The following is a 1,779-nucleotide window of genomic DNA, read 5'->3' on the forward strand; positions in this document are numbered from 1 at the left end:
CCGGCCCCGACCTGGCCACCGCACTCGGCGACCTCCTGCCCCACCTGACCTACACCCTCGACGACCTCACCACCGTCACCGAAACCGCCCTGCGCCGGCGCCCCCTGACCCCCGCCGCCCGCCTGGCCCTGCTCTCCCTCGGCAAAGCGGCTCTTCGCCTCTGAGAGTGCGTAGGCCGGATCTGGGCTGACCGGTGTGGGCACAACATGTAGGCGGGTCCTGGGTGTGAAAATGGAAGTTCCTACACACCCAATTTCACGCCACAGGACCCATGAGCAAGCTTACTGCCGATGTTGCTGACACGATCTGCCGGACGGTCGAGCTGGGGGTGACGATCACCGGCGCCGCCGTCGGTGCCCAGGACCGCACCCATCTATGGTGCCGGGTACTGCAGGCTGATCCACGGTGTCCGGGCTGCCGGGTCGCCGGCGAGCTACGTGATCACGCCGACCGCACGTTGACTGATGTACCGATCAGCGGCCATCCGGTCGTGCTGCATGTCGCGGTACCGCGGTTCAGGTGCCGCACCAGCAACTGCCCGCACACGATCTTCCGCGGCCAGATCGAGCATGTCGCCGCGCCCCGGGCAGTGGTCACCACCCGCACGGCACGCTGGATCCTCCAGCGCATCGCGATCGACAAGATGAGTGTGAAAGCGGTGGCCACAGCGTTGGGGCTGGCGTGGAAGACGGTCAACGCGATCGCCGTCGACGCCGCCCGCGCCCTGGTCTACGACGGCGGCCACCTCGACGGTGTCCGTGTCCTGGGCGTTGATGAACACAAGTGGAAACACGTTCGCGGACAAGGAGAACCCGGCTTCGTCACCGTCCTGATCGACCTGACGCCGGTCGTCGACGGTACCGGCCCTGCCCGGTTGCTCGACATGATCGCCGGACGCTCGGCACAGGTCTTGAAGGACTGGCTGGCCGCCCGTGATCAGCGGTTCCGGGACCGGATCAAGGTCGTGGCGATGGACGGATTCACCGGCTACAAGACCGCCACCAGCCAGGAACTCCCCGCTGCCCGGGTCGTGATGGACCCCTTCCACGTCGTAGCGCTCGCCGGAACCAAACTCGACCTGTGCCGCCAGCGCATCCAGCAGCAGACGTGCGGGCACCGGGGCCGCGCAAGCGATCCGCTCTACAAGGTCCGCCGCATCCTCCACACCCGGACCGCGCTACTGACCGACAAACAGAAGATCCGCCTGTTCGAGGCGCTGACCAGCCACGACGAGCACGCCGCGGTCGAGATCACCTACCAGGTGTATCAGCAGCTGATCGACGCCTACGAACACCCACAACGCCGCGAAGGCAAGAAACTGATGTGGAAGGTCCTCAAACGCATCCACACCGGCCTCCCCGCGGGACTGGCCGAACTCGCCCAACTCGGCCGAAGTCTATGGAAACGCCGCACAGACATCCTCGCCTACTTCGACACCCGCGTCTCGAACGGACCCGTCGAAGCCATCAACGGCCGCCTCGAACACCTCCGCGGAATCGCCCAAGGCTTCCGCAACCTTAACCACTACATCTTGCGGTCACACCTGCACTCCGGTCAGCTCGCCGACCGCATCAACGCACTCTGAAAGGCGAAGAGCCGGCGAAGCCCCCGGCAGCACCGACGTCACCACCTGGACCATCCATTGGCTCGACGACTTCCGCGCCATAGAATCAGACCCAGACGTGTTCGCCGCCCTCATGAACTACTACCGCAACGTCGGCACGACACCCGAACCGCGCCTGCAGCGGTTCGCCGCCCTCGTCGGCCCCCAAGCAGAGG

The 1,779-nt window shown here is 66.0% G+C and carries 1 protein-coding gene; it reads left to right on the forward strand.

Annotated features, from left to right (window positions below; genetic code table 11):
• The first annotated feature begins 271 nt into the window (after positions 1-271).
• Positions 272-1,585 (forward strand): ISL3 family transposase, encoded by a 1,314-nt coding sequence (locus WAW85_RS03510; RefSeq protein WP_422558265.1) that lies wholly within the window; start codon positions 272-274, stop codon positions 1,583-1,585.
• Positions 1,586-1,779 lie beyond the last annotated feature (194 nt).

Source organism: Gordonia sp. (in: high G+C Gram-positive bacteria) (assembly GCF_049299075.1).
Lineage (GTDB): Bacteria > Actinomycetota > Actinomycetes > Mycobacteriales > Mycobacteriaceae > Gordonia.

Coding starts and splice junctions, on each gene's coding strand:
- WAW85_RS03510 (WP_422558265.1), top strand. CDS start 272: ATGAGCAAGCTTACTGCCGATGTTGCTGACACGATCTGCCGGACGGTC.